Source organism: Labrenzia sp. 011 (assembly GCF_003075075.1).
Taxonomy (GTDB): domain Bacteria; phylum Pseudomonadota; class Alphaproteobacteria; order Rhizobiales; family Stappiaceae; genus Roseibium.
The window spans coordinates 110,642-133,077 of sequence record NZ_QCYM01000010.1 but is presented as its reverse complement, the minus strand read 5'-3'; the positions used below and the strand labels follow the sequence as shown (position 1 = coordinate 133,077).

The 22,436-nt window shown below is 62.0% G+C and carries 18 protein-coding genes; 6 read left to right on the top strand and 12 right to left on the bottom strand.

Translation table 11 applies throughout. The features are described 5' to 3' along the window. Positions 1 to 130: 130 nt before the first annotated feature. From DCO57_RS12710 to DCO57_RS12685, 6 genes are all read right to left on the bottom strand, one after another. Positions 131 to 1,420 (bottom strand): cyclopropane-fatty-acyl-phospholipid synthase family protein, encoded by a 1,290-nt coding sequence (locus DCO57_RS12710; protein ID WP_116699276.1) that lies wholly within the window; start codon positions 1,418 to 1,420, stop codon positions 131 to 133. A gap of 74 nt (positions 1,421 to 1,494) precedes the next feature. After that, the gene (locus DCO57_RS12705) at positions 1,495 to 1,779 is read right to left on the bottom strand and encodes an HPr family phosphocarrier protein (RefSeq protein WP_116699275.1); all 285 of its coding nucleotides are present in this window, start codon (positions 1,777 to 1,779) and stop codon (positions 1,495 to 1,497) included. An 8-nt stretch (positions 1,780 to 1,787) separates the two neighbouring features. Then, on the bottom strand, positions 1,788 to 2,192 hold the full coding sequence (locus tag DCO57_RS12700) for a PTS sugar transporter subunit IIA (protein ID WP_116699274.1): 405 nt from the start codon (positions 2,190 to 2,192) through the stop codon (positions 1,788 to 1,790). Between the two features lie 118 nt (positions 2,193 to 2,310). Further along, the gene (locus DCO57_RS12695; protein WP_116699273.1) at positions 2,311 to 2,778 is read right to left on the bottom strand and encodes an HPr kinase/phosphatase C-terminal domain-containing protein; all 468 of its coding nucleotides are present in this window, start codon (positions 2,776 to 2,778) and stop codon (positions 2,311 to 2,313) included. Then, positions 2,775 to 4,592: a sensor histidine kinase gene (locus DCO57_RS12690; RefSeq protein WP_116699272.1), complete on the bottom strand. Its 1,818-nt coding sequence runs from the start codon at positions 4,590 to 4,592 to the stop codon at positions 2,775 to 2,777. The genes DCO57_RS12695 and DCO57_RS12690 overlap by 4 nt, the downstream gene beginning before the upstream one ends. Positions 4,593 to 4,692: 100 nt before the next feature. Next, positions 4,693 to 5,391, bottom strand: coding sequence for a response regulator transcription factor (locus DCO57_RS12685; protein ID WP_116699271.1), 699 nt, complete (start codon positions 5,389 to 5,391; stop codon positions 4,693 to 4,695). A 615-nt stretch (positions 5,392 to 6,006) separates the two neighbouring features. Here DCO57_RS12685 and DCO57_RS12680 point away from each other — a divergent pair. The 6 genes from DCO57_RS12680 to DCO57_RS12650 all read left to right on the top strand — a co-directional run bounded on the left by DCO57_RS12680 (position 6,007) and on the right by DCO57_RS12650 (position 14,523). Beyond that, positions 6,007 to 7,617, top strand: coding sequence for a phosphoenolpyruvate carboxykinase (locus DCO57_RS12680; RefSeq protein ID WP_116699270.1), 1,611 nt, complete (start codon positions 6,007 to 6,009; stop codon positions 7,615 to 7,617). 189 nt (positions 7,618 to 7,806) lie between these two features. Continuing rightward, positions 7,807 to 8,142 (top strand): XdhC family protein, encoded by a 336-nt coding sequence (locus tag DCO57_RS12675; RefSeq protein ID WP_116699318.1) that lies wholly within the window; start codon positions 7,807 to 7,809, stop codon positions 8,140 to 8,142. A gap of 16 nt (positions 8,143 to 8,158) precedes the next feature. Then, positions 8,159 to 8,785, top strand: coding sequence for a LysE family translocator (locus DCO57_RS12670; protein WP_116699269.1), 627 nt, complete (start codon positions 8,159 to 8,161; stop codon positions 8,783 to 8,785). Between the two features lie 3 nt (positions 8,786 to 8,788). Then, entirely contained in the window at positions 8,789 to 9,484 is a 696-nt protein-coding gene (locus tag DCO57_RS12665; protein ID WP_116699268.1) for an XdhC family protein, read from the top strand. Continuing rightward, a complete protein-coding gene (locus DCO57_RS12660; protein ID WP_116699267.1) occupies positions 9,481 to 11,097 on the top strand; it encodes a molybdopterin-binding/glycosyltransferase family 2 protein in 1,617 nt (538 codons plus the stop codon). The genes DCO57_RS12665 and DCO57_RS12660 overlap by 4 nt, the downstream gene beginning before the upstream one ends. Before the next feature lie 816 nt (positions 11,098 to 11,913). Next, a complete protein-coding gene (locus tag DCO57_RS12650; RefSeq protein WP_116699266.1) occupies positions 11,914 to 14,523 on the top strand; it encodes a PAS-domain containing protein in 2,610 nt (869 codons plus the stop codon). A gap of 207 nt (positions 14,524 to 14,730) precedes the next feature. On the opposite strand, the gene DCO57_RS12645 is transcribed toward DCO57_RS12650, so the two are convergent. The 6 genes from DCO57_RS12645 to DCO57_RS12620 all read right to left on the bottom strand — a co-directional run bounded on the left by DCO57_RS12645 (position 14,731) and on the right by DCO57_RS12620 (position 22,256). Then, complete coding sequence (locus tag DCO57_RS12645) at positions 14,731 to 15,138, bottom strand: F0F1 ATP synthase subunit epsilon (protein WP_116699265.1); 408 nt, start codon at positions 15,136 to 15,138, stop codon at positions 14,731 to 14,733. Positions 15,139 to 15,300: 162 nt separating this feature from the next. Next, positions 15,301 to 16,734 (bottom strand): F0F1 ATP synthase subunit beta, encoded by a 1,434-nt coding sequence (gene atpD, locus DCO57_RS12640; protein ID WP_208977933.1) that lies wholly within the window; start codon positions 16,732 to 16,734, stop codon positions 15,301 to 15,303. A 16-nt stretch (positions 16,735 to 16,750) separates the two neighbouring features. Then, the gene (locus tag DCO57_RS12635) at positions 16,751 to 17,635 is read right to left on the bottom strand and encodes a F0F1 ATP synthase subunit gamma (protein ID WP_116699263.1); all 885 of its coding nucleotides are present in this window, start codon (positions 17,633 to 17,635) and stop codon (positions 16,751 to 16,753) included. Between the two features lie 34 nt (positions 17,636 to 17,669). Beyond that, positions 17,670 to 19,199: a F0F1 ATP synthase subunit alpha gene (gene atpA, locus DCO57_RS12630; protein WP_116699262.1), complete on the bottom strand. Its 1,530-nt coding sequence runs from the start codon at positions 19,197 to 19,199 to the stop codon at positions 17,670 to 17,672. After that, the gene (locus tag DCO57_RS12625; RefSeq protein ID WP_116699261.1) at positions 19,199 to 19,759 is read right to left on the bottom strand and encodes a F0F1 ATP synthase subunit delta; all 561 of its coding nucleotides are present in this window, start codon (positions 19,757 to 19,759) and stop codon (positions 19,199 to 19,201) included. The genes atpA and DCO57_RS12625 overlap by 1 nt, the downstream gene beginning before the upstream one ends. 298 nt (positions 19,760 to 20,057) lie before the next feature. Next, the gene (locus DCO57_RS12620; RefSeq protein ID WP_116699260.1) at positions 20,058 to 22,256 is read right to left on the bottom strand and encodes a primosomal protein N'; all 2,199 of its coding nucleotides are present in this window, start codon (positions 22,254 to 22,256) and stop codon (positions 20,058 to 20,060) included. Positions 22,257 to 22,436 lie beyond the last annotated feature (180 nt).

Genomic DNA, 22,436 nt, shown 5'->3' with positions numbered 1-22,436 from the left:
ACGTCTTTGCCCAGCCCCCGTGAAGAGCGGCGCAGCCACGTGGCGCTACCGTCAGGCCCCGCCGCATCTCAACAGAGGAATTAGCCTGTTTCGCGATGGGAGGCGGGTTCGTTTCACAAGACCGGCGCTGTCACGGCCGGTACAGATCTTCCCGCGTGGGCGGCAGGCCGGACGGCCCCTTGGTGCGCCGGGAGGCGACCGTCTGGAAGATGCCGATCGTGCCGCGCCGAAACCCGAGCGACACGCCGCACAGATAGGCAAGCCAGAGACGGTACTTGCGCTCGCCGACTTCGGCGATGGCAGCCTCTTTCGCCGCCATGAGGTTTTCCGCCCACAGACGGGTGGTGCGGGCGTAATGCTCCCGCCAGGCCTCGGTATCATGCACCTCGAAGCCATGCGCCTCGAGATTGGTCAGCGTCCAGCCGATGTGGTCCACCTCCCCGCCGGGAAAGATGTAGCGCACCAGGGTCCGGTACTCCGGTCTCTTGCGGCGGAATTTCGAGAAGTCCTTCTTGCCGCGCCGGGTGATCGCATGATGCAGATAGAGCCCGCGCGGCTTCAGGAGGCGTCGGACATCGCGGAAATAGCCGTCGTGATTGTCGAGGCCGACATGTTCGAACATGCCGATCGAGGAAATCTTGTCGAACTGGCCGTCCAGTTCCCGGTAGTCCTTCAGCTCCACGCGCACCCTGTCTTCCAGACCCCGCTCCCGGATCCGCTCGCGGGCCAGTTTTGCCTGTTCCTCCGCAAGCGTCACGCCGAGCGCCGTCACACCGTAGTGTTCCGCCGCATAACAGATAAGACCGCCCCAGCCGCAACCGATATCCAGGAGCCGGTCGCCGGGTTTCAGCCTGAGTTTGCGGCAGATCATCTCCAGCTTGTCGCGCTGCGCCGTCGCCAGATCGTTTTCCCAGTCGCGGAAATAGGCGCAGGTGTAAAGCATCTCCGGATCGAGAAAGAGCCGGTAGAAACTGTTGGAAACGTCATAGTGAAAGGCGATATCCGCCTTGCCGCTGCCGGCCCCCGCAGCGGAGGTCTTGCTGTCCGCATTGCCAGCGGCCGCTTTCGTGCCGCGCGACGCGAAGAAAAGCTTCCAGGCCGCACCGAGCAGCAGGCGTTTGTCGAGCTTCCGCAAAAGCGCCCGGCCCTTCACCGCGGGGCGCCGGTCGGCGAAATCGAAGATGGTGCCGCCGCGCGGATCGATGTCACCGGCGGCGTAAAGATCAATGACGGTCTTCAGGCCGGGCGCGCGCAGGAGCCGCGGCAAGGCGGCGTCGGACACGAAGAGGCGCAGGCCGCCGGGCGCAGCGCCCGGGGGGATCAGCGTGCCGTCCGCCAGTTCAAAGGCGAAATCCACACCGAGGACCTCGTGGATATGGGCAAGAACCTTCCGGGTCGTCCCGGCCGAACCGTTCGCCATGCTCGCTCCTGAAATTCATGCAACCGTGTTGAACACCGGGAGGCCCCGGGGCGCATCGGTCACCGCCGCCGAGCTCAGTCCGTCTCGCCGAATCCGCTTTCAACCAATTCTGAAATCGCACTCATCGCCGCTTCGGCGTCCGTTCCGCCCACGCAGACCCGGATGCAGCAGCCCGGACTGGCGGCAAGCATCATCAGACCCATGATCGATGTTCCGCCAACCGTCTGACCATCCTTGGAGACATGAACCTCGGCATCGAAAGTCTCGACGAGTTTTACAAGTCTGGCGGAGGCCCGGGCGTGAAGCCCGCGCCGGTTGACAATCGTCAGATCTCTTTCCAGCAGATTTGCAGTTGTCATGTTGATGATCAGTTTTGCCCCGACAGCACCTGACTTGCGACAGAAATATACTTCTGCCCGGCCTGACGGGCCTCATCCACCGCATCCGCCAGTTCGCGGTCGGCGCGCACGCTGGCGAGCTTGATCAACATGGGCAGATTGACACCGGCCACCACTTCCACGGATTTGCCGTCCATCACGGAAATCGCAAGATTGGACGGCGTGCCACCGAACATGTCGGTCAGCAGCACCACGCCCTTGCCAGTATTGGCCGCCTCGACGGCCACCAGAATATCCTGCCGACGCTGTTCCATGTCATCATCGGGTCCGATGGAAATGGTTTCGACCTGCTCTTGCGGACCCACAACATGCTCCAGCGCCGCCTTGAATTCTTCGGCGAGGCGTCCGTGGGTAACAAGTACTAGTCCAATCATACGTCTTTCGGCCTGATCACGGGGTGCGGTTGGCTCTTCACGGAGCCGGGCGTTCAACAGTCAGGAGCACTCTCTTCAACCGTATCGCCAGTTGCAAGCAAAAAAGTCCCGAGCGCCTCTAAATATAGTCCGGGCCGCCGGAAAGAAGCCTGCGCATGGCCCAGCGAAGCTGACGCAGAGCGATGGCAGGGCGATGTGACGGGCAGGCGATCGCCGGCAGGAAGATCCCCGCGAGCCAGTCCTGGTCAATCGCCATGTCGGGCAGGCGCTCCAGGGTCTCCAGCGGCTTCAGATCGATGACCAGACGAATGCGGGCCACCGGTTCATACGTGATGTCTTCCAGGGCAAATCCCCGAACCTCGATCCGCCCCTGGATGGTTTCGGGAGCCCGCGCCAGAAGCCGGCCGTCGTCCGCCTCCAGCAGAACCCGGTCATCGGCCACAAGGGCCGCGAAGTGACCTCTTGCCCGCGCCGCTTCGATCAGGGTTTCCGACAGCAGGGATTTGCCGCTGCCCGCCTCCCCGCGGATCAGCACGCCGCAGGTCCCGACAATCACGCAGTTCGCATGGATGCTCTGTCCGGTCACTTTCCGCTTCCGGCCGGCAGGTGAATGGTGAACCTGGCACCGGCGATCTTGCGTTCGTTGCCGTCATCGGGTTCGAGACGGTTGGTGGCGGTAATCGTTCCGCCGTGCGCCTCGATGATCTGCCTGGAGATCGACAGGCCGAGACCGGAATTGTTGCCGAAGCCCTCGCCGTCGGGCCGGTCGGTATAGAACCGCTCGAAGATGCGCTCCGTGTTTTCCGCGCGGATACCGGGACCGTCATCATCGACGGTGATCTTGATCTGCCGGCCCTCGCGGGAAAGATCCACCCGGACGGTTCCGTCGGGCGACGAGAAGGAGCGGGCGTTGTCGAACAGATTGCTGATCACCTGACCGAGACGGATATCGTGTCCCTGCACCAGATAGGGTCTGGGTCCGGGGGCATCGGCCACGGTCAGCTTGATATTGGCTTCCTCGGTTCCCGACCTCTGGTTGGCGGCGGCCACCATGTTGCGCAGGAACTCGGCCAGATCGAGGGGTTCGGCCTGGATGCGCGCCAGTTCCGCATCGAGACGCGAGGCATCGGAAATGTCGCTGATCAACCGGTCGAGGCGGCGGACATCGTGCTGGATAACCTCCATCAGCCGGTCCTTCGACTCCTGCGACTTCGCCAGCGGCAGGGTTTCCACCGCGCTGCGCAGGGAGGTCAGCGGATTTTTCAGCTCATGGGCGACATCCGCCGCGAACCGTTCGATCGCGTCGATCTTGTTGTAAAGCGCGTGGGTCATCTCGCGGAAGGACCTGGCCAGGTGCCCGATCTCGTCCTGTCGGTCGGAGAAATCCGGAATTTCCTCGCGCGAGGTCGACCCGCGCCGGACCCGGTCTGCGGCGGCGGCAAGACGCCGGACGGGGCCGGCGATGGTGCCGGCAAGCAGGATCGACAGGAGGATGGTCACCGTGGCGGCAAACAGGAACACCCGGATGATCGCGATGCGTTCGGCGCGCACGATGGCGTCGATATCACCACCCTGGGTCGACAGAAGCAGGGAGCCGAGCACCGCCCGGAACCTCTGGATCGGCACGGCGACCGACACGATCAGTTCGCCGCGCGGCGAGATCCTGGTGACGCTGGCCGGCGATCCGGCGAGCGCCGCCTCGACTTCCGGGTAGACCCGGCCGTCGCCGCCGCCTGCTTCCTGATAAAGCGGCAGGTCGCCCTGCCGCAGCCAGCGTTTGGTCCATTGCCAGATCGCATCCCAGAAATCCTCCTCCACCGCATTGGGCGGCGGCAGATCGAACCGCAGGATCTGGGCACTGGAATAAAGGTGCCGGGAATCGAGGATCAATATGCCCTCGGGATCGTAGATCCGCGCGCGCGTCTTGGTCGGCGAGATCAGCCGCCGCAGAACCGGACCGACCCGTTCCGGATTGATGGGGAAATCGAGGCTGTCCAGATCATCGCCCGTGGGAGTGATGCTTTCGCCCGCCTGCAGCTGGAGCAGGCGCTCCGGGTCGACCGTGATCGTTCCGGTGTCCACCGTCGCGGATGCGGCAATCGCTCCGGCGATGATCTCGCCCTGGGTCAGAAGGCTCTGCACCCGGGCATCGATCAGGCCGGCGCGGAACTGGTTCAGGTAAAGGATGCCGATCACCAGGGCGAGCAGGCCCACGAGGTTGATGGCAATGATCCGCCGGGTCAGGGAGGACAGGACATAGGTGCCGAAGATCCGTCCGAACTGGTTCAGAAGCCGGCGGCGGATGCGCTTGTTGCCGAGGCGGCGCAAGCGGGAGCGTTCCGAACCGTTCGCGGATTCGGAGGCGGCAACTGCCTCGGCGCTCTCGCTTTCAACCGCCATCTACCCCACCACGAGGGCAAGCGGCGCCACTGTGCCGGTGGGCCGGTTTCCCCTCATCAAATGCCTCAGTCCGATCGGAATGCACCCTACTATTGTCGTTTCAGGCTTCCCGGAAGCGGTAGCCCACACCATAGAGGGTTTCGATCATGTCGAAGTCGTCGTCAACAACCTTGAACTTCTTGCGCAGGCGCTTGATGTGGCTGTCGATGGTCCGGTCGTCCACATAGACCTGGTCGTCATAGGCCGCATCCATCAGGGCGTTCCGGCTCTTCACGACCCCCGGACGCTGCGCGAGGGCGGAGAGAATCAGGAACTCGGTCACGGTCAGCGTCACCGGCTTGTTGTTCCAGGTGCAGGTGTGGCGTTCCTGATCCATTACCAGCTGGCCGCGCTCCAGAAGCTTGTCCGCATCGTCGCGCGGCGCCGAGGCGTCCCGGGGCTGCGCCCGGCGCAGGACCGCCCGGACCCGCTCGACCAGAAGCCGCTGGGAGAAAGGCTTGCGGATGAAATCGTCGGCGCCCATCTTGAGGCCGAAAAGTTCGTCGATCTCGTCATCTTTCGAAGTCAGGAAGATCACCGGCAGATCCGAGTTCTGACGCAGGCGGCGCAGCAGTTCCATGCCGTCCATACGCGGCATCTTGATATCGAAAATCGCAAGTTCCGGAGGATCGCTCTGCAGCCCGTCGAGGGCCGAGGTGCCGTCCGTATAGGTCTGGACGCGATATCCTTCCGCTTCCAAAGCGATAGAGACCGAAGTCAGGATGTTGCGGTCGTCATCGACCAGGGCAATTGTCGGCATGCTTTATTTTTCCATTTCCGGCAACGCACCGATGGCACGCATCGGCTTCACTGTAACATAGAGCCTTTGGCCTGCTAAATGCGCATAAATTAAGGCATACCGCCATTTCCGGCGCTCCGGTTCGGGAATGGCGATTCCACTGCCTGCATGGTGGGGATCGTTGGCGGGAAATTCAAGTGACCGGTGGAAAACCGAAAGCGGTCGGGGACCCCGCCTGCCCGGCAATTCACCGCAGAGCGTTTCTGTGCGCACGGATCAAAAACGCCGCCTTCGACAGGCTGCCGGCCCGTGCAGGATCCGGGGTCCCGGTGACCGGAGACATGCCGGGGGCCATGGCCGCCTTGCGCTCCGGACGCACTCTCTTTCGAATTCCTGCGTGGAACCGAACATTTTGAAGGTTTCGATATTTAGTTCGCCATCCGAATTAAACAACCGGCACTTGAGGTGATATTTCAATCGATTAAACAACGACGTAGCACCTTCGTATGTCTTGCTGCCCCCAGGCCGTTCCACTAGGGTCGCAACCCCTACAGCCGGATCTGGCGCGAATTGACTTTCGCATTTCTTGCCTTTTTCCGGTGGCGACATGCCCAAATCACGAGGACTGCGGGAACAATGCAAGAAACTGGTGTCAGGAACCCCTCCATTGGCTGCGAAACCTTCGGCTTCAAGGGCCTGAAGGCGCTGTACTGGAATCAGCATGCGCCTGCGCTCTACGAATATTCGATTTCCCGCGGCGAAGCCCAGATCACGGCCGCAGGCGCCCTCGTCGCCGAAACCGGTGTTCATACCGGCCGCTCCCCGAAGGACAAGTTCATCGTCCTCGACGACGAAACCCGGGATACGGTCTGGTGGGACAACAACGGGCAGATGACCCGGGAGCAGTTCGATCTGCTGCTGGCCGATTTTCTCGATCATGCGCAAGGCCGCGAGCTGTTCGCGCAGGATCTTTACGGCGGTGCCGACGCGACCCACCGGCTGCCCGTCCGGGTCTATACCGAATATGCCTGGCATTCGCTGTTCATCCGCAACCTGCTGCTGCGGCCTGAAACCACCGATCTGGCCGCATTCGTTCCGGAAATGACCATCATCGACCTGCCCAGCTTCAAGGGCGTCCCCGACCGCCACGGCTGCCGGACAGAAACGGTCATTGCCTGTGACCTGACCCGCAAGATCATCCTGATCGGCGGCAGCTCCTATGCCGGTGAAATGAAGAAATCCGTTTTCACCATGCTCAACCACCTGCTGCCGGCCAAGGGCGTGATGCCCATGCATTGCTCCGCCAATGTGGGTGACGACGGCGACACGGCGATTTTCTTCGGCCTGTCCGGCACGGGAAAGACGACCCTTTCGGCCGATCCGGGCCGCACCCTGATCGGCGATGACGAACACGGATGGGGCGAAAGCGGTGTCTTCAATTTCGAAGGCGGCTGCTACGCAAAGACCATCAAACTGTCGGCCGAGGCCGAGCCGGAGATCTACTCCACGACGCAGCGCTTCGGCACGGTGCTTGAAAATGTGGTGCTGGACGAGAACCGGGTTCCCGATTTCGACGATGGTTCGAAGACCGAAAACACCCGGGCCGCCTATCCGATCCACTTCATTTCCAATGCCAGCCCCACGGGCCGCGCACCGATGCCGAAAACCGTCATCATGCTGACGGCCGATGCCTTCGGCGTGATGCCGCCGATCGCCCGCCTGACTCCGGCGCAGGCCATGTATCACTTCCTGTCCGGTTACACGGCCAAGGTGGCCGGCACGGAAAAAGGCGTCACCGAACCGCAGGCGACCTTCTCCACCTGCTTCGGCGCACCGTTCCTGCCACGGCATCCGTCCGTATACGGCAACCTCCTGAAGGACCTGATCGCCCGTCACAATGTGGACTGCTGGCTGGTCAATACCGGCTGGACGGGCGGGGCCTACGGCACCGGACAGCGCATGCCGATCAAGGCCACCCGCACCCTGCTGCAGGCGGCCCTGTCCGGCAGCCTCAAGGAGGCGGAATTCCGCACCGACGCGAATTTCGGCTTCGACGTTCCGGTCTCCGTGGAAGGGGTCGAGGACAGGATCCTCACCCCGCGGGAAACCTGGAGCGACAAGGACGCCTACGACGCACAGGCAGCGAAACTGGTACAGATGTTCGTCAGCAACTTCGAAGCCTTCGAGGCTCATGTGGACGGCGCGGTCCTGAACGCCGCTCCGGCCCTGAGGCTCGCAGCCGAATAAGGGGTCCGGAACGAACCCTGCCAACCCGGACGGCGCCTGCATCGCAGGCGCCGTTTTTTTGCGCGCGCTCACTGCCGGAGCAGATTCCGCAACACGCCCCGGCAAGACAGGTCACATTCACTGCCTGCCGGTATTTCATCGGAACGGGAAAAGTCTATATTGGGGGCCGACGTTGAAGGGACAATGAACATGCCTGCCACCGATACCTCTCCCCTAGCAGATGTACTCAAGACGGCGGAAGCCTGGCGCGGGGCGGGCCGCTCCGTGGCGCTGGCAACGGTGATCGAGACCTGGGGGTCCGCGCCGCGCCCGGTCGGCTCCCATCTGGTGATTGATTCCGACGGCAATTTCGAAGGCTCCGTTTCCGGCGGCTGCGTGGAAGGTGCCGTGGTCTCCGAAGCGCTCGACGTGATAGACACCGGAAAGCCCACGACGCTGGAATTCGGCGTGGCGGACGAAACCGCGTGGCAGGTCGGTCTTTCCTGCGGCGGCCGCATCCGCGTTTATGTCGAACCCGTCAGCTGATCCCGGACCGCCAGTCATGACAACCGAAACACTTCTCGCCTTTCTTGCCGCGACATTGCTGTTCGCCTATATGCCGGGCCCGGCGCTGCTCTACACCGCCGCCCAGACAATTGCCCGCGGCAAGCGGGCGGGGTTCATGGCCGCCGCCGGCATTCATGTCGGCTGCTATGTCCATGTGATTGCCGCCGCCTTCGGGCTGTCGACGATCTTCTCCGTGGTGCCGGCGCTATATTTCGCCCTGAAACTGGCCGGCGGCCTCTATCTGGTCTTCCTTGGAATCCAGATGATCCGCACCCGGGTTGCCGCAGGCCCGTTGCCGGAACTGCCGCGCAAGTCGGCCCGGAGGGCATTTGCCGACAGCGTTCTGGTCGAAGTCCTCAATCCGAAGGTGGCGATTTTTTTCATCGCCTTCCTGCCGCAATTCGTCAGCCCGGACGCGGGTCTGCCGATCTGGATGCAATTCCTGCTTCTGGGGACGTTCGTCAATTTCTCCTTCACCTCGGCCGACCTCATGACGGTACTGTTCGCCTCGGAAGTGAAAAGACGTCTGACCGGGAACGCCAGATACCAGGATCTGACCCGTTGGCTGGGCGGTTCGCTGCTGTGCGGCCTCGGCGTGAAACTGGCAACGGACAGGGCCTGACCCATGGATCTGACACTTCTTACCGAGCTCAACAGACTGCGTTCGGCCCGGCGCGCCGCCATCCTCGTGACCAGCCTTCAGGACGGCCGCCAGAGACTGGTGCGCGCGGAAGACGACCTTTCCCCCGATCCGCTGGCGGATGAATTGCGCGGGCGTTTCCGCTCCGGAAAATCCGGCACGGTGCGAACGGATAGCGGCGAAGACTTTCTGACCGTATCCGTGCCCGCCCCCCGGCTGGTGATCATAGGCGCGGTGCATATCAGCCAGGCACTCGTTCCCATGGCGGAGATCGCCGGGCTGGATGTGACAGTGATCGATCCGCGCACGGCCTTTGCAACGGCGGAACGGTTTCCGGGCAGTGCCCTGAAGGGCGAGTGGCCGGAGGACGTTCTCCGGCAGACCCCGCTTGATGCCTATACGGCCGTTGCCGCCGTCACCCACGATCCGAAAATCGACGATTTCCCGCTGATGGAAGCGCTCAGAACCGGGTGCTTCTACGTGGGGGCGCTCGGCAGCCGCAAGACCCATGGCAAGCGGCTCGAGCGCTTCGAGGCCGCCGGTCTCGATCCGGCGCTTTTCGAGCGGATCGACGCCCCGATCGGTCTCGACATCGGTTCGGCGTCACCGCAGGAAATCGCGGTGGCGGTGCTCGGCTCCATCATTCGGGCCTTGCGCAAGGGCCCGGAGGCCAAGGCATGAAATTCGGGCCCCGTCCGCCCCGGGAGGCCGCCGGCTGCATTCTTGCGCACAAGACGAGACTGGCGGACAGAACCCTCAAGAAAGGCCATGTCCTTTCCGAAACCGATTGCGCCGATCTGGCCGCATCCGGACAGGCACAGGTCGTGGTGGCGTCCCTTGACCCCGGCGACATCGGGGAGGACGACGCGGCGCGGCGGCTCGCCCTGGCCGCCAAGGGGCCGGGACTGGAGGAAGATACCGCCTTCACGGGACGGATGAACCTTTATGCGGCGGCAAGCGGGGTGCTCGTGGTCGACCCCGAGGCGATAACCGCCGCCAACCGGATCGATCCGGCAATCACCTTCGCCACACTGGCAAACCACAGCCGGGTGGTTGCCGGACGCATGGTAGCCACGGCAAAGATCATCTCCTTCGCCCTGGCCGGGCCCCTGGTGGAAAGAGCCGAAGCGGCCCTTCGCGGCGCCGTGCGCGTGGCCGCCTTCACACCGCGCAAGGTGGGGCTGGTCGCAACCGAACTGCCGCATCTGAAACCCTCCACCCTGGACAAGACGCGCCGGGTGCTGGAAGACCGCTTGCGGCCCAGCGGCAGCAGCGTCATCGCGGAAAAGCGCGTTCCGCATACGCAGGAAGCGGTCGCCGAAGCCATGAACGAACTGGTGCGCGCGGGCGCCGATTTCCTGATCCTGTTCGGCGCGTCGGCCATCGTAGATCGTCACGATGTCCTGCCAGCAGCCGTGGACCGCGCGGGCGGGCAGGTGCGCCATCTGGGTATGCCGGTCGATCCGGGCAACCTCCTGATGCTCGCGATGCTGGATGGCCTGCCGGTGCTCGGTGCGCCCGGCTGTGCCCGCAGCCCCAAGGAAAACGGATTCGACTGGGTTCTCGACCGGCTTCTTGCCGGGATCGAGGTCGAACCGGACGACATTACCGCACTGGGCGTCGGAGGCCTGTTGATGGAAATCGCCAGCCGGCCGCAGCCGCGCGAAGCCGCAAGCAAGAGCCGGAAATCGAAGATCGCGGCCATTGTTCTGGCGGCAGGCAAGTCCTCCCGAATGGGCGGGCCGAACAAGCTTCTCGCCGAACTTGAAGGCAAAACGCTTGTGCGCCACGCTGCGGAAGCCGCCACCGGTGCGCATCTGTCCCAGGTCGTCCTGGTCACGGGACATCTTGCGGATGCGGTCAGCGCCACAGTATCCGGTCTGGCGCTTGAGGTCGTGCACAATCCGGATTTCGCCGACGGGATGGCCGCCTCGATCCGGACCGGCATGAACGCACTTTCCCCCGACACCGACGCGGTAATCATACTGCTCGGGGACATGCCCCGGATCGACTCCCGGATCCTGCAAAGACTTGTCGCGACCTACCGGGAAAACGACACCGGCCTGATTGTCACGGCGACGGCCGGCGGCAAGCGCGGCAATCCGGTTCTGTGGGACAGCCGCTTTTTCGATGCGCTGAAATCCCTGAGCGGAGATATCGGCGCCCGGCACATCATCGCCGACAATCCGGATTTTGTCAGGGAAGTTGAAATCGGCGAGGCCGCGAGACTCGACCTCGATACACCGGAAGCCCTGCACAGAGCAGGCGGCAGGTTACCGCCGCAAACCGGGTGATCCGGTCAGTATTCGTTAACCCGGTATGCACGGAACGCAGGCCGGAAATTCCAGCTATTCTATTGCATTTTTGTGACGTGCCGCTTATGTAAGCTTTGCGCTTGCTGAAGAGCACCCTCACGGGTGGACAACGGATGACGTCCCGAGCGCCGATTACATCCGATTCCCGTCAAAAGCTGTTCGGATCCTCTCACGGGGATGCTCGAGCGTTTTTGCTGCTTGGTAGAAGAACAAAGGAAATACGAAATGGCTGACATGTCTCTCCCGCGTCCGGGGTGCTGCAAATGGGCGGAAGGTGATGCTGGCAACTACATTTTCCCGTGCTCGACGCGCGTTGAGGCTGGTGTCTCCTATTGCACCGAACACAGCGCCATTGTGTATATTCCGCCGGAAGAGCGTCGCCGCAGCCGCTCCGGTGGCGGCATGAGCCTTTCGTTCCGCCGCGCAGCCTGAGCCTTACATCTGCTTGACATAAGGCAGAATTATCGCGGCATGTCCGCGAGACTTGAACCCGGTCATCAGACCGGGTTTTTTGTTGACCGGACTCCCGGAACAGCAAAAACTTCCGCTAAGTTAGAATAAAATTTCGCACCACCTGAACGCATACATTCTTCCTGCTTTTCGGAAAAACAATTTTATTTCATATTGCAATAAATGCCTACATAGTAAAAAATGACAATTAACTTATAAGTGTCAAATTATCCACGGATTCAACCTCATGTGGTTAAGCTTTAATACTTTGTTGCACATTTCCTAATAACTTTTTAAGTTCATATTGACGTATTTCCGTACGTATTTTTGGAGATTTTGTGCCTGATGCAGATCGTGCGCGATCATAACGAAGAAGAGCGCGTTGCGGCTCTGCATTCGCTGCGAATCCTGCATTCCGAGCGTCTTCCTGAATATGATGCGGTCGTCGATACGGTTGCCGAGATTTTCGACTGCAAGATCGCCTTCATCTCCCTCATTTCAGAGAAGGGACAGTGGTTCAAGGCCCGCTGCGGTCTGGATATCGATGAAACCGGCCGCGAGATTTCCATCTGCCAGCATACGATCCTTACCGACGAGCTGCTCGTCGTTCCCGACACGCTCGAGGACGAACGCTTCAGGGACAACCCGATGATCACCGGGGAACCGCATGTCCGCTTCTATGCAGGCTGCCCCCTGTCCATCGATGGCCGAAACCGGCTCGGAACCCTCTGTGTCATAGGCCTGAAGCCCCAGACCCCCACTGACAACCAGCTGAAGCAGCTCCGTCGCCTGGGCACCGTCGTCGAAGGCCTGTTCAAGGCGCACCGGGCGGAGATTGTCTCGCAGAAAAGTCTTCTCGAGGCCGAAGCCGCACACTGTATCGCGATACGGGAAGGCGAGCTTATCGAGGAAATCGCCAATCTCTCGGGCGTCGGGGGCTGGGAAGTCGATGTGGCGACCAACACCCTGACCTGGACGGAAAAGACCCGGGAAATTCATGAGGTCGGACCGGACTTCGAACCCAGGATCGAGGCGGCCCTCGATTTCTACCCGCCCGAGACCCGGGATAAATTGGGCAAGGCCGTCCAGGGCGCCGTCGAGAACAATGTCGGATGGGACCTCGAAATGCCCCTCATTACGGCGAAGGGGAACCAGATCTGGGTTCGGGCAGTCGGTCGACCGATTACCGCCAACGGCTCTGTTGTTCGTATCATCGGGGCCTTTCAGGACATCACCCAAAGAAAGCTGTCCGAGCAGGACATCAGGCATTCCGAGGCCGTTCAGAGGACCACGCTCGAAGCATTGACCGAAGGGATCCTGCTCCTGACCCCTTCCGGAAGAATCCGCTCGGCCAATTCCGCTGCCCAGCAACAGCTGGGCTTTGCGGGAACGGATCTGGCCGGCAGAAGCGTCTGCGACCTGGGACTGGAGTTCAAGCTCAGCCCTCCCCTTTCCGGGGATCTTTCCGACCCATTGATGCTCGCGGCGAAAGACCCCGACCTCATCACGGATGTCATCGTCGGTCTGCAGCTTCCCGACAGCACCCATCGCACATTGCTGCGCCTGAATGCCCAACCGATCGATCCCCTGCAGGAATACGGGCTGGACGATATCGTCGTTTCGCTGGCGGATGTCACGGAAACCACGCAGCAATCAGAAACACTGCAGATCATTTTCGACAATTTCCCCGGCGGATTTGCCCATTACGACGAAAACCACAGGCTGGCGTCCTCCAACGCCGAATACCAGACTCTCCTGAACTACCCGCAGGACATGATCGACCAGAAACTGCATCTTCTGGACTATCTCAGGTTCAGCGCGGCCAGAGGCGACCTGGGGCCGGGCGTTCCGGAAGACATCGCCCAGGAACGATACCGGCTCATGTGCGAACCTCAGACGATCAACGACGAACGGCGGACGATGAGCGGACGCTTCCTCGAAGTTCGCAGCACGATGCTTCCGGACGGCGGCGGGATCTACAACTTTTTCGATGTGACCGACCGCAAGCGCATGGAAGAAAAGCTTGCGGAAAACGAACGGCTCGCCCGGCACCGGATGGAAGAACTCGAGGTCATCCTGGCCAACATGCGGCAGGGGGTCAGCGTCTTCAATGCGCGCGGGCATCTGACCCTCTGGAACAGACAATATATCGACATTTTCAGCAAGCCCGCGGACGAGGTCTACGCCGGTGTCAGCCTGACGGAGCTGCTGAAAGCCGAAGTACAGCGGGGCGAGTTTTCCGGCAATGTGCAGGATCATGTGATGGACCTGTTCTCCCGCCTGAAGGCCGGAGAGGTGGTGCGCTCCAAGTTCACGCATCCGAACGGCAAGATCATCAGCTCCGTTCAGGCGCCCTTGCCGGAAGGCGGCTGGATCGGGACCCATGAAGACATAACGCAGACCGAGCGGGCCGCGCAAAAGATCGCTCACGCCGCGCATCACGACCCTCTGACAGGCCTTGCAAACCGGACACAGTTCAATCTGAAACTGGAAGAGGCCCTTGAAACCGCCGCATCCCAGGACAAGCGGGGCAATCTTTTGCTGCTCGATCTGGACAGGTTCAAGCCGATCAATGACACCTACGGTCACGATGCGGGTGACGAATTGCTCAAACTCGTATCAAAGCGTCTGCAGGATTGTGTTCGCTCGACCGATCTCGTCGCCCGTCTCGGAGGAGACGAGTTCGCGATCATTCTCGGCGGCACCGGCCCCACCGATTTCCATACTTCGGAAATCGCCGGCCGAATCGTGGACAATCTCCGCTCGCCGTTCCTGGTGCAGAAACAATATGTTTCCGTGGGCATAAGCATTGGCATTGCGGCGATCAACAGCGACACCCCCGATGCGGGGACGGCTTTCAAGCGGGCCGATATCGCGCTTTATGCCGTCAAGAAGAACGGCCGGAACGGCTTCCGTTTCTTCGAGGAACTGGCCGCGCGCCGGGCCACGGGATAGCAGCAAGGTAGATATTGACCCGTCCGATGCCTGTCTGGTCTCGCGGCAAGTGCATCGCGTAGGCTCCGGGTTTGAGTGGGCGAGTGGTGCAATGAAGTCCCCAGGCATTGTCCGGCCTGCCCCTGAAGACCGATCGGCCCGGCTCAAACAGAAACGCGGCCCGTTGCCGAGCCGCGTTTCGTCATTTCAACGAGGAAGCTGAAATCCTCAGGCCGATTTCAGGGCCTCTGCCACGTCCCTGAGCTGGGACAGGGTCATTTCAGCCTTCTGTTTGGCATTGTCATCCTTGGCGTCGGCCAGGTCTTCTTCCGCGTTGCGGATCGCCAGGTCGAGCTGCTCGGCGCTGATCTCCGTCACCGGGACGGCCTGCTCGGCCAGAACGGACAGAACGCCGGACGAAATTTCCGCGAAACCGCCGCGAACGAAGTATTCGACCCAGCCGCCGTCATCGTTACGGACCTTCAGAATGCCCGGATTGATGGTGGAGACAAGCGGAGAGTGGTCCTTCAGAACGCCGAACTCACCCTCGACCCCGGGAACGACAACCTCGGCGACATGCGCGGACAGGAGCTGGCGCTCCGGCGAGACCAACTCAAACTGGAAAAGTTCAGCCATTTGGCGTTTTCCTTGTCAGTCTGGAGCATCCTGCGTTGTCGGAAACGCAACAGGACGCCCTAGCATCTTCAGATCGATCAATCTGATCTGTTTCGGATGGTCTTGCCATCCAGCATGAGGCAGACCGGACGCCCGCTGGGGCGTCCGGTCAATTCCAGAACCTTAGGCGGCTTCCGCGGCCAGACGCTGGGCTTTCTCGATCGCCTCCTCGATGGAGCCGACCATGTAGAAAGCCGCTTCCGGCAGATGGTCGTAATCACCGTCGACCAGGCCCTTGAAGCCCTTGATGGTGTCTTCCAGGGCAACAAGCTTGCCCGGGGAGCCGGTGAAGACCTCGGCCACGAAGAACGGCTGCGACAGGAAGCGCTCGATCTTGCGGGCACGGGCCACGGCCAGTTTGTCTTCTTCGGACAGTTCATCCATGCCCAGGATGGCGATGATGTCCTGCAGGGCCTTGTAGCGCTGCAGGGTCACCTGCACGGCACGTGCCGTGTTGTAGTGTTCTTCGCCGATGATGCGTGCATCCAGCATGCGCGAGGTGGAGTCCAGCGGATCCACGGCCGGATAGATGCCCTTTTCTGCGATCGAGCGGTTCAGAACCGTCGTTGCGTCCAGGTGGGCAAAGGTCGATGCCGGCGCCGGGTCGGTCAAGTCATCGGCAGGCACGTAGACGGCCTGCACGGACGTGATCGAGCCCTTGTTGGTGGTGGTGATGCGTTCCTGCATCGACCCCATGTCGGTGGCAAGCGTCGGCTGATATCCCACAGCGGAAGGAATACGGCCGAGCAGTGCGGACACTTCGGAGCCGGCCTGCGTGAAGCGGAAAATGTTGTCGACGAAGAACAGAACGTCCTGGCCCTTGTCACGGAAGTGCTCCGCAACGGTCAGACCGGTCAGGGCAACGCGGGCACGGGCTCCGGGAGGCTCGTTCATCTGGCCGTAGACAAGCGCCGCCTTGGAGCCTTCTCCGCCGCCTTCCTTGTTCACGCCGGATTCGATCATTTCCCAGTAAAGGTCGTTGCCTTCACGGGTCCGCTCGCCGACACCGGCGAAGACGGAGTAACCGCCATGCGCCTTGGCGACGTTGTTGATCAGTTCCATGATCAGAACGGTCTTGCCAACACCGGCACCGCCGAACAGACCGATCTTGCCGCCCTTCGCGTAAGGGGCCAGCAGGTCGACGACCTTGATGCCCGTCACGAGGATTTCCGCCTCGGTGGACTGCTCGATGAACTCCGGAGCTTCCTGGTGGATGCCGCGCCGTTCCTCGAAAGCGATGTCACCGGCTTCATCCACCGGCTCGCCGATCACGTTCATGATGCGGCCCAGGGTTCCGTCCCCGACCGGCACTGCGATCGGGCCGCCGGTGTCAACCACGTCCTGACCGCGGACAAGACCCTCGGTGGAGTCCATCGCGATGGTGCGAACCGTGTTTTCACCAAGGTGCTGAGCGACCTCAAGCACAAGGCGGTTGCCCTGGTTGTCTACTTCAAGAGCGTTCAGGATCAGCGGCAGGTGGTCATCGAACTTGACGTCGACAACGGCGCCGATGACCTGGGTGATCCGTCCGACCGTTTTGTCAGCCATATCCCTAATCCTCGTCTCGATCCGGTTAGAGCGCTTCAGCGCCCGAGATAATTTCAATCAGTTCCGTCGTGATCTGTGCCTGACGCTGGCGGTTGTAGGTGATCGTCAGCTTGTCGATCATTTCGCCAGCGTTGCGCGTCGCGTTGTCCATTGCGGACATGCGTGCGCCCTGCTCAGATGCCGCATTTTCCAGAAGAGCCCGGAAAACCTGGACGGAAATGTTACGGGGCAGCAGATCCTCAAGGATCTCGGCCTCGTCAGGTTCGTATTCGTAGACCGCGCTGGGGCCATCGACCGTCTCGGCTTTTCCCGCATCAAACTGAGCCGGAATAAGCTGCTGCGCGGTCGGCTCCTGCGCGATCACCGACTTGAAGGTCGAATAATACAGCGTGCAGACGTCAAACTCGCCATTTGCATACATGGCAAGCACTTCACGACCGATGTCATCCGCATTGGAGAAAGCGACATTCTTGACGCTGCGCAGATCGATCGTCTTGATCACATACTGGCCGAGTTCGCGTTTCAGGGCGTCGTAACCCTTCTTGCCGACACAGATGATCTTGACCGTCTTGCCTTGCGCAATCAGACTGCGTGCCCGGTCGCGTGCCAGCTTGGCGATGTTGGAGTTGAAGCCGCCGCACAGACCGCGTTCGGCAGTGGCCACGACCAGGAGATGTACCTGGTCATTGCCCGTGCCGGACATCAGCTTCGGAGCGTCATCACGCCCCTCGAATGCGACCGCGAGGTTGGCCAGCACCGCCTCCATGCGTTCCGCATAAGGGCGCGCGGCCTCCGCGGCTTCCTGGGCACGACGCAGTTTCGCCGCGGCCACCATCTGCATGGCCTTGGTGATCTTCTGCGTCGCCTTCACGGAAGCGATGCGGTTTCGTAAGTCCTTCAGGCTCGGCATGGCCGCCCCTGCTCCTTATCCCGGCGTGTGGTCCTTAGGCGAAGTTCTTGGCGAACTTGTCGACAGCCGCTTTCAGCTTGCCGGTCAGTTCGTCATCGAGCGCCTTCTTTTCCCAGATGGCGTCGAGCAGTTCCTTGTGCTCTCCACGCAGGAACAGCAGCAGGCCTTCCTCGAAGTCCTGCACCCGGTCGACCGGATGCGCGTCCAGGTAACCGTTCACGCCGGCATAGATCACCGCGACCTGCTCTTCCGTCTTCAGCGGCGAGAACTGCGGCTGCTTCAGGAGTTCGGTCAGGCGGGCACCACGGTTCAGCAGGCGCTGGGTGGTGGCATCGAGATCGGAGCCGAACTGTGCAAAGGCCGCCATTTCGCGGTACTGCGCCAGTTCACCCTTGATCGGGCCGGCAACCTGTTTCATCGCCTTGATCTGTGCGGAAGACCCGACACGGGACACCGACAGACCGACGTTCACGGCCGGACGGATACCCTGATAGAACAGGTCCGTTTCCAGGAAGATCTGACCGTCGGTGATCGAGATCACGTTGGTCGGAATGAACGCGGACACGTCGTTGCCCTGGGTCTCGATGACCGGAAGGGCGGTCAGGGAACCGCTGCCGTTGTCTTCGTTGAGCTTCGCCGCACGTTCCAGCAGACGGGAGTGCAGGTAGAAGACGTCACCCGGGAAAGCTTCACGTCCCGGCGGACGGCGCAGAAGCAGGGACATCTGACGATAGGCCACGGCCTGTTTGGTCAGATCGTCGTAACCGATCACGGCGTGCATGGAGTTGTCGCGGAAGAACTCGCCCATGGCGCAGCCGGCGAAGGGTGCCAGATACTGCATCGGAGCGGCGTCGGACGCGGTTGCGGCCACGATGATGGAATATTCCAGAGCGCCGGAATCTTCCAGGGTCTTCACGAACTGGGCGACGGTGGAGCGCTTCTGACCGATCGCAACATAGATGCAATAGAGCTTGGCGTTCTCGTCATCGCCGGCATGCAGCGATTTCTGGTTCAGGAAGGTATCCAGAAGGATCGCGGTCTTGCCGGTCTGGCGGTCGCCGATGACCAGCTCGCGCTGGCCGCGGCCAACCGGGATCAGCGCATCGACCGCCTTGAGGCCTGTCGACATCGGCTCGTGCACGGACTTGCGCGGCAGGATGCCCGGCGCCTTCACGTCAACGCGGCGCTTTTCCGTCGCATCGATCGGGCCCTTGCCGTCGATCGGATTGCCGAGCGGATCGACAACACGGCCGAGCAACCCCTTGCCGACCGGCACCTCAACGATGGCGCCGGTCCGCTTGACGGTGTCGCCTTCCTTGATGGTACGGTCGGAGCCGAAAATAACGACACCGACGTTGTCGGTTTCCAGGTTCATGGCCATGCCCTTGATGCCACCGGGAAACTCGACCATTTCACCGGCCTGGACCTTGTCCAGACCATAAACACGGGCGATACCGTCACCGACGGAGAGCACCTGACCGACCTCGCTAACTTCGGCTTCCTGGCCAAAGCTCTTGATCTGGTCCTTGAGGATTGCGGAAATTTCCGCGGCCCGAATATCCATCAGCCGACCTCTTTCATCGCGAACTTGAGTGAATTGAGCTTGGTACGCAGGGAGGTATCGATCATGCGGGAACCGATCATGACCACGAGGCCACCGATCAGGGCAGGATCAACTTTCGCTGCGATGTTTACGGATTTGCCCGTGGAAGCGGAAAGGGCTTCCTTGAGGGCAGCGACATGGTCGTCGGAAAGCGCGTTGGCGGATACCACCTCAGCCGTTGCCTCGCCCCGCCTTTCAGCAAGCTGGGCACGGAACGCCGTGATCATGTCGGGGAGAACGAAGAGGCGCCGATTGCGGGCGACCAGCTTCACGAAATTCGCCGCAAGACCGGAAATACCCGCCTTGTCGAGCAGGGCGGTGAGCGCTGCAAGCTGCTCGTCCGCACTGAATGCCGGACTCTTCACCAGACGGACCAGATCCCCGCTTTCGGCAAGCATGCCTTCGAAAGCCGTCAGGTCCCGCAGCACGTCAGCCGTCAGGCCTTCGCCCTCTGCGAGGTCAAGAAGGGCGGAAGCATAACGCTGCGCCACGCCGGATACGAGAGATAGGTTGTCAGTCACCAGGTCCGTGCTCTCTGACTTCTTTCATGCCCGCAAAACGGTCAACGTTCGCAAAGCATTGAAAAAACGAATGATTTACAGGTCGGAAGGTATGACGGATAAACCGTTCCCCCAAAGCCGCGCCTCAATTAGCACAGGGTTTCCCCGTGTGCAACTTCGCCAAATGACCTCTGTTGCGGATTCATCGGAGTTTTTTGCTCCACGTTCCCAAAAACCCTTGCGGATCAAGACCTACCGGGAGTCATAAACCTTTAGTTCCGGTCCCGGACAACCGCCGCCGTCCGCGGGGCCGCAGCCCTCAAAGAAAGTTCTGCGGGTCGATATCCACCTGGACCCGCAATCCCCGGACCGGTTTCGGGCCGCACGCCAGCCAGTTGCGCAGATAGGACTGCAGGTCGAACTGCCGCGGCGCCATCGCCAGGAGCCGGAAACGGTATCTGCCGCGCACCATGGCAAGGGCAGCCTCGGCCGGTCCCAGCAGGGTGACCGCCTGATCGTCCGGGGCGGCCCTTGCCAGTGCACGGGCATAGCCTTCGGCGAATGTCCGGTCGGGACCGGACACGACGACCGCGGCCAGGCGTCCGAAAGGCGGCAGGCCCGCGGCCCGCCGGGCATCGACTTCCGCCTTGTAGAAAGCGGCCTTGTCTCCGGACAGCAGCGCACGGATGACGGGATGTTCGGCACAATAGGTCTGCAGAAGCCCCACCCCGCCGCCGGACACCCGTCCGGCGCGGCCGGTTACCTGGGCCAGAAGCTGAAAGGTCTTTTCCGCCGCACGCGGGTCGCCATGGGCCAGTCCGAGATCCGCATCGATGACGCCGACCAGTTTCAGCTTGGGGAAATTGTGCCCCTTGGCGACAAGCTGGGTCCCGATGACAATGTCAGCGCCCCCCTCCTCGACAATCTTCATTTCCCGTTTCAGCCGCTCGGGACCGCCCGGCAGGTCCGACGACAGGATAAGCGTGCGCGCCTGGGGGAACAGGTCGGAGACCTCTTCCGCGATTCGCTCCACCCCCGGACCGCAGGCCACCAGGGTATCCGTGCCGTGACAGGACGGGCATTGCTCGGGCGTCTTCTCGAAGTGGCCGCAATGGTGGCAGACGAGTTTCTTCTGGAAGCGATGCTCCACCAGCCAGGCGCTGCAATGGGGGCATTGGAAGCGGTGACCGCAGGTGCGGCACAGGGTCAGCGGGGCGTATCCGCGCCGGTTCAGGAACAGAAGCGACTGGCCGCCCGCGGCAAATGTGTCCTTGACCGCATGAACAAGGCGCGGCGCCAGCCAGCGCCCCCGCTCGGGACCGTCCACCCGCATGTCGATGGCGTCCAGCTTCGGCAATTCGGCCCCCGAAGCGCGCTCGGGCAATTCAAAAAGCTCGTAGCGGCCGAGTTCCGCATTCACCCGGCTCTCCACGGAGGGCGTCGCGGAGGCCAGCACCACGGGGAATTTCGACAGATGACCGCGCACCACCGCCATGTCCCGGGCGCTGTAGGGCACCCGGTCATCCTGCTTGAAGGCGGAGTCATGCTCCTCGTCGACGATGATCAGTCCGAGTTCCCTGTAGGGCAGGAACAGCGCGGACCGCGCCCCGATCACGACACGCACATCGCCGGAAGCAACGCCCCGCCAGATCCGCGCCCGGTTCTTCACCGTGATCTCCGAATGCCACTCGGCGGGGTAGACTCCGAATCGCTGTTCGAAGCGGCGCAGGAACTGTTCTGTCAGGGAAATTTCCGGAAGCAGAACGAGAGCCTGCCTGCCGCGCCTGAGAGCCTCGGCAATGGCCTCGAAATACACTTCGGTCTTGCCGGAGCCCGTCACGCCATCGACCAGGCAAACGCTGCCGGAGGCCGTGTCGAAAGACTTCACAAGCCCTTCCACCGCCGCCTCCTGCGCAGGCGTCAGCTCCTTGCGGGCATAGTCGAGCTGCGGTTTCGGCGGCGGGGGAGCTGCCGGCAGCAGGACGGGTTCCAGGACATTCTGATGAAGAAGGCCGTCAATCACCGACGCCGACACGCCGGCAGCATGGGCGAGACCGCTTCTGGTCCAGGCGAAGCCGTCCTCCATGGTTGCCAGCACACGTCTGCGCGCGGCGGTGGAGCGGTCCGGTTCGGCGCCCTCCACCCGGCGCACGCCCGGAACCGGGGGTTCCGGCTCCAGCGCCTCCTCGGATCTGAGCACCATGCGCAGCACCATGCCCGGCGCGCCGAGGGTCCAGTTGGCGACCCAGTCGACGAAGCGGCGCAGATCCTTGTCGAGCGGTGGCGTCGTGTCATAGACGCGGGAGATATATTTGAGCTTTTTCGGGTTGATGGCCGCGTCCGGTTCGATGTCCCAGACAGCGCCGATGACCTCACGCGGACCGAGCGGCACCTTGACGATCGTTCCGGGAACCACGGTCTGGCCCGGCGGCACCTTGTAGGTATAGGCCTTCGGCACGGCCACGGGCACCAGGACGCTGGCTATCGTTTCCTTCAGGTCTGGGTCATCGAACAGCACGAAAGATCAGGTCCCTACCACCTTCCGCCGGCGGCGCATGTCACCGGGGCTCAGGTTCACTCGTCATTGCCCGGCTGCGGCGCCTGCGCAAGTCCGTCCGGGACGGAGATGCGCACCGCAAGGACTTCATCCACCGGAGAATCAGGGGCGCCTGCCGTCGTTGTCCCGAGGTTAAAGAGA